Here is a 5,522-nt window from a genome sequence, read left to right as displayed (position 1 = left end):
GCCCGCGCGCGTTCGCGTCGGCCGCCAGGTTCGGCCTCGCGGGCGCGCTGCCCGCCACCACGTACGCCAGGCGGGCGTTCCGGACGGTCGAGGGCCGCGCGGTGCTCGCGGGCATGGCCGCGCACTCCATGCTCGACCTGCGCTCCCCCCTGACCGCCGGGTACGGCCTGCTGCTGTCGGCCCTGGCCCACCTGGTGGGCTGGCCGCTCGTCAGGGGCGGGTCACAGGTGCTGGCCGACGCCCTGGTGGCCAGGCTGCGGGCGCTGGGCGGGGAGGCGGTCAGCGGCCACCGGGTGCGGCGTCTGGAGGAGCTCGACGCGGGGACGGTGGTGCTGGACGTGACGCCCCGGCAGTTCCTGGCGATGGCCGACCTGCCCCCGCGCTACCGCGAGCGGTTGCGGCGCTACCGCTACGGGCCGGGGGCGTTCAAGATGGACTGGGCGCTCGACGGGCCGGTGCCGTGGCGCGACCCCGCCGTCACCGCGGCGGGCACCGTGCACCTGGGCGGCACGCTCGAGGAGATCGCGCTGAGCGAGGCCGAGACCGTGAGCGGGCGCCACTCGCCGCGCCCGTACGTGCTGCTCGTGCAGCCCTACGCGGCCGACCCGACGCGCGGCGGGCACACGCTGTGGGCCTACTGCCACGTGCCCAACGGCTCCCCCGTGGACATGGCGGGCGCGATCGAGGCGCAGATCGAGAGGTACGCCCCCGGGTTCCGCGACCGGGTGCTGGCCCGGCACGCGATGGGACCCGCCGGCCTGGAGGCGTTCGACGCCAACCTGGTCGGCGGCGACATCGGGGGCGGGCTCGCCAGCCTCACGCAGTTCGTCAGGCGCCCGGTGTGGTCGCCCGCCCCGTGGCGCACGCCGCTGCCCGGCGTCTTCCTCTGCTCGGCCGCGACGCCGCCCGGAGCGGGCGCGCACGGCATGGGCGGCTGGCAGGCCGCCCGCCTGGCCACCACCGGGGGGCCTGCCGGCCGCTCCTGAGAGCGTCAGGCGAGCTCCTCCGCGATGGCGGCGGCGAAGGCGTCCACGTCGGCCTCGGTGGTGTCGAAGGAGCACATCCAGCGCACCTCGCCCCTCGCCTCGTCGAAGGTGTAGAAGCGGAAGCGCTTCTGCAGCCGCTCGACGACGTCCCTGGGCAGGGTGGCGAAGACCGCGTTGGCCTGCACGGGCCGCGACACCTCGACGCCGGGGATGTCGCGCACCGCCGCCGCGAGCCGCCGCCCCATCGCGTTGGCCTGGCGGGCGTTGCGCAGCCACAGGTCGCCCGACAGCAGCGCCTCGAACTGGGCGGAGACGAACCTCATCTTCGACGACAGCTGCATGAACGACTTGCGGAGGTAGTCGATCCCCTTGGCCGCCGAGGGGTTGAGCACCACGACCGCCTCGCCGTACAGCATGCCGATCTTCGTGCCGCCGAAGGAGAGCACGTCCACGCCGGCGTCGGTGGTGAGCGCCCGCATCGGGACGTCCAGCGCGGCGGCTGCGTTCGTCAGGCGGGAGCCGTCGAGGTGGACGAGCAGGCCCAGGCCGTGCGCGTGGGCGCAGATCGCGGCCACCTCGTCCGGCGTGTAGACGGTGCCGCGCTCGGTGGAGTTGGAGATGGACACCACGCGCGGCTGGGCGCGGTGCACGTCGCCGAAGCCCCACGCCTCCCGGTCGATCAGCTCAGGGGTGAGCTTGCCGTCGGGGGTGGGCACGGTCAGCAGCTTGATGCCGCCCGTCACCTCGGGCGCGCCGCCCTCGTCGGTGTGGATGTGGGCGCTGTCGGCGCAGATGACCGCCTCCCAGTGGGCGGTCATGGAGCGCAGCGAGATGACGTTGGCGGCGGTGCCGTTGAACACCGGCCAGGCGTGCGCCTGCCTGCCGAAGTGCCGCTGGAAGACGCCCTGCAGCGCCTCGGTGTAGACGTCGTCGCCGTAGGCGGTCTGGTGGCCGCCGTTGGCCTCGGCCACCGCGCGCAGGATGTCGGGGTGCGCCCCGGCGTAGTTGTCGCTGGCGAAGCTCTTGAGTGCGGGGTCGTGCCGGGGTGTCACTGGCTGAGGTCCAATCGGATGCCGTTGACGTCGGCGGCGGGCCGGTCGTACAGGCCGCCGATGGCCTTGGCCAGGTCGCGCACGTCGGTGAACCCGTCGAACCGCGCGTCGGGCTTGGCCGCGCGCATGGAGTCGTTGACCAGCGCCTTGACGACCAGGATGGTGGCCGCGCTGCCGGTGCCGCGCAGCGCGTCGGCCAGCGAGAGCGTCCACGCCTCGGCGGCGGCCTTGGCCGCGGCGTAGGCGGCGCCGCCCGCGGTCGGCCGCTGGGCGGCCTTGGCCGAGACGATCACGAAGCGGCCGTTGGGGCTGCGCCTCAGCTGCGGCTCGAAGGCCAGCGAGACGTGCTGGAGCGTGCGGATCAGCAGGTCGTGCAGGGTGTCCCAGTCGTCGAGCCGGGTCTCCTCGAACGTCTTGCCGCCGCGCCAGCCGCCGACCAGGTGCACGACGCCGTCGACGCCGCCGTGCTCCTTCTCGATCTCGGCGGCGAGGCGGCCCACGGCCTCGCGGTCGAGGAGGTCCACGTCGTCCTTGTCGACGGCGAGCACGGTGTGCCCCTTGTCGCGGAAGTATCCGGACACGGCCTGTCCGGTGGGGCCGCCGCCGCCGGTCACCAGAATGTTCATGCCCGGATCCCCCTCGTCGACTCGACCACCTCGGCCAGCTTACGGCGCAGCGCCTCGTAGAACATGCTGAGGGGGAACTCGTCCGGCAGCACCGCGTCCACCTTGGCCTTCTGCTCCTCCGGCAGCGCCTGGACGCCCTTGGCCCAGGTGGAGGCGGGGTGCGGCTCGACGTAGGCGCTCACCAGCTCGTGGGCGGCCAGCCAGTGGGCCAGCTTGGAGCGGTCGATGCTGTCGCGGTAGAGCTTCTCGACCTCGCCGCGCAGGTCGGCCACGCCGCCCGGGACCCGCTCCCAGTCGATCGTGAGCCGGTTGTCGGTCCACCGGACGATGTCGTTGCGGTGCAGGTAGGCGAAGAGGAGCTGCCCGCCGAGCCCGTCGTAGTTGCGCACCCGTTCCCCGGTGATCGGGAACCTGAAGAGCCGGTCGAACAGGATCGCGTGCTGGACGTAGCGGGCGTACGGCACGCCCTGCTCCTCCAGCCGTACGGCCTCGCCGAACGCGGTCAGGTCGCAGCGCAGCTCCTCCAGCGAGTACAGCCAGTACGGCATGCGCTGCTTGATCATGAACGGGTCGAACGGCAGGTCACCGTGGCTGTGCGTCCGGTCGTGGACCAGGTCCCACAGCACGAACGTGTCCTGGGCGAGCCGCTGCGACTCCAGCAGCCTGGCCGCGTCCGGAGGCAGGTCGAGCCGGAGGGTCCGCGTGGCCGCCCGCGACACGCGCCTGAACCTGGCGGCCTCGCGGTCGGCGAAGATGCCGCCCCAGGTGAACCGCTCGGGCGGCTGCCGCACGGCGACGGTCTCGGGGAAGAGCACGGCCGAGTGGGTGTCGTAGCCGGAGGTGAAGTCCTCGAACGCGACCGGCACGAACATGGGGTTGTCGTAGCCGTTCGCCTCCAGCGCGGCCAGCCACCCCGGCCAGATGGTGCGCAGCCAGACGGCCTCGATGTCGCGGTCGGGGTTGCCGTTCTGGGTGTACATGGGGAACACCACCAGGTGCTCCAGGCCGTCGACGCGCTGGGTGTCGGGGTGGAAGAGGTTCAGCGAGTCGAGGAAGTCGGGGACGCCGAGGTCCCGGCCGGCCCAGGCGGCGAGGTCGGCCCGCACGGCCTGGAGGTAGGCGGCGTCGTGCGGGAAGTACGGCGCGAGCTCGCCCACCTTGGCGGAGATCCCGGCGACGAGGTCCTTGGCCCGTTCCTTGCCCTCGGGCACGGAGCCGTCCTTGACCTGCAGCGGGCGCAGCTCCTCGACGAGCGCCTTGAGCTCGGTGAACAGCGCGGCCTTGGCGTCGTCCTCGCGGCCGGCCGGGGCCGGGGTCGCGGCGGGGACGCGGGCCGCCCAGGTGACGACGTTGCCCCAGAGCCGGCGGTGGTCGTGGTCGTCGATGGAGTCGTCGCCGAAGAGGTCGGAGTCGGCGAACACGACGACGCGGCCGCGGCCGTAGCGGACGGAGACCGCGAGCGGGGCGCTCGCCGGGGCGGCGGTCGGCGCGGTGGCGAACAGGACAGTCGCGCTTCCGCCCATTTCGGGGCTCTCGGGGCTCTCGGCGGGCCGGGCGGTCGCGAGCACGCCGGAGCGGTAGAAGCAGGCGGACTTTACGCCGGCGAGCAGGCCGTCGGACGTGGCTGGCCGCGCGACGACCCAGGTGGCCACGTCGCGGTGCGCGTTGCGGGGGTCGCGCGCGGTGGTGTGCTCGACGCGGACGCCGTACGGGGCCAGCAGCTCGGCGAGGTTGTTGCCGTACTTGTCCTGCTCCTCCTCGGCCAGGACGACCAGCCCGCCGCCCCCGGCGACGAACTCGCGGACGGCCTCGATCTCCTCGGCGGTGAAGACGGGACTGCCGAGCCCGGTGGTGCGCTCCCACCGCTCGCCGGACGGGTGCGCGACGACCAGGACGTCATGGTCGTGGAGCGTCGCGGCGGTGAGCGGGCCGCCGGTGTGGGCCGTCACGGTGTGCCCCAGGTGCCGCAGCAATGCGGCCGCGCGGGCGTAGCTGTTGTCGTCGGGGTGGGCGGGGTTGATCGCCTCGGCCACCTCGCGCCGGATCGTCCACGACTCGCTGTGGGCCTCGTCGAACAGCACCCTCGGGAAAGCCTGCATGAAAGATCTCCTGTAACTCCCGCTTCCAAGCGGAAAATATACACACAGGAGAGTCGAAAACCCCAAAAAGGGTTTCGGATGATGAGACCCAGACCTGGCTCGCGCGGGGTGAGCCCGAGGTCACGAAAGCCGGACGCTCTGCCGGACGTGCGCCTGGGTGGTGTCGTCGCAGCTGTTCCTGGCGCAGAAGTACAGCAGCAGGAGAGGCTTGGGGTCGCGGTCCACCACGTAGCCGACGAAGCCGAGCCGGGCGCCGCTGTCCCGGTCGGTCAGCGAGCCGATGTAGCGCGTGGCCGGGGTGGTGCCGGCCTGCTCGGGGACCGGCCCGCCCACGTCGATCTTGCCGGGCAGCAGGCCCTCCAGCATCGCCTTCATCTGGACGTCGGTGGCGGTTGTGCTCAGCGTGTCGGACAGCTGCACGTACACGCCCGTGGCGCTGTCGGGCTCCTCCGTGATGATCGGCACCACGGCCGTCCAGTCGGCGCCCGCGCCGGAGACGAACAGCGCCTCGAAGTCGGCGGCCCGCGGCGAGACCAGCGCGAAGAGGTCCTCGTGCGTGCGCGCGTTCCACCCGGCCGGGTACTCGAACGTGATCGGCGCCGCGGCCGTGCTCCGGTAGCGGGCCCACGAGTCGCCCCGCTGGCTGACGACCAGCAGCACGACGAGGACCAGCGCCGCGACCGCCGCGGTGATCGTGGCGGCGATGACCGGCAGCCTGCCGGGGCCGCCCGGGCGGAGCCGGCGCCCCGCCGGGGAGCC

At 73.1% G+C, this 5,522-nt stretch carries 4 protein-coding genes and 1 pseudogene; 1 reads left to right on the top strand and 4 read right to left on the bottom strand.

All coding sequences use genetic code 11. From position 1 onward, the window contains the following. The coding region (locus DQW85_RS12220) for a phytoene desaturase family protein (protein ID WP_162794922.1) at window positions 1-986 on the top strand (986 nt) is incomplete at its 5' end. Window positions 987-991: 5 nt separating this feature from the next. Here the strand turns inward: DQW85_RS12220 and DQW85_RS12215 are convergent. From DQW85_RS12215 to DQW85_RS12200, 4 genes and pseudogenes are all read right to left on the bottom strand, one after another. Then, on the bottom strand, window positions 992-2,038 hold the full coding sequence (locus DQW85_RS12215; protein ID WP_113700445.1) for a threonine aldolase family protein: 1,047 nt from the start codon (window positions 2,036-2,038) through the stop codon (window positions 992-994). Beyond that, window positions 2,035-2,664: an SDR family NAD(P)-dependent oxidoreductase gene (locus DQW85_RS12210; protein ID WP_113700444.1), complete on the bottom strand. Its 630-nt coding sequence runs from the start codon at window positions 2,662-2,664 to the stop codon at window positions 2,035-2,037. The genes DQW85_RS12215 and DQW85_RS12210 overlap by 4 nt, the downstream gene beginning before the upstream one ends. After that, window positions 2,661-4,763 (bottom strand): DUF6421 family protein, encoded by a 2,103-nt coding sequence (locus DQW85_RS12205; RefSeq protein WP_113700443.1) that lies wholly within the window; start codon window positions 4,761-4,763, stop codon window positions 2,661-2,663. The genes DQW85_RS12210 and DQW85_RS12205 overlap by 4 nt, the downstream gene beginning before the upstream one ends. A gap of 120 nt (window positions 4,764-4,883) precedes the next feature. After that, window positions 4,884-5,522 (bottom strand): annotated as a pseudogene (locus DQW85_RS12200) (serine/threonine protein kinase); the annotation flags it as partial.

Source organism: Nonomuraea lactucae, assembly GCF_003313395.1.
GTDB lineage: Bacteria > Actinomycetota > Actinomycetes > Streptosporangiales > Streptosporangiaceae > Nonomuraea > Nonomuraea lactucae.
The sequence above is the reverse complement of the archived record's forward strand: the minus strand, read 5'-3'. Positions and strand labels throughout refer to the sequence as shown.

What these genes read in the sequence shown, in the direction of transcription:
- DQW85_RS12210 (WP_113700444.1), bottom strand. Translation starts at nt 2,664, where the DNA reads ATGAACATTCTGGTGACCGGCGGCGGCGGCCCCACCGGACAGGCCGTG.
- DQW85_RS12205 (WP_113700443.1), bottom strand. Translation starts at nt 4,763, where the DNA reads ATGCAGGCTTTCCCGAGGGTGCTGTTCGACGAGGCCCACAGCGAGTCG.